Source organism: Bradyrhizobium sp. Kon69 (assembly GCF_055807515.1).
In genome coordinates this window covers 1-250 of sequence record NZ_JBVVOS010000491.1, presented here as the reverse complement: position 1 = coordinate 250, position 250 = coordinate 1, and the positions used below count along the sequence as shown (strand labels likewise).

General features: G+C 64.8%; 1 pseudogene. It reads left to right on the top strand.

The features are described from left to right. A pseudogene (locus AC0L3U_RS39920) lies at positions 1-250 on the top strand (acetyl-CoA carboxylase carboxyl transferase subunit beta); the annotation flags it as partial.

Here is a 250-nt window from a genome sequence, read left to right as displayed (position 1 = left end):
CTCGGCCGCCTGGCCCTGGAGCGTCTGCCGCAGATCGAACAAGTGCTGACCGACCCTGTCTACGGCGGCGTTTCCGCCAGTCTGGCGATGCTGGGCGACGTGATCGTCGGCGAGCCAAAAGCCCTGATCGGCTTTGCCGGCCCACGCGTGATCGAACAGACCGTGCGTGAAAAACTGCCGGAAGGTTTCCAGCGCAGCGAGTTCCTGTTGGAGCACGGCGCCATCGACCTGATCATCCCGCGTGGTGAGC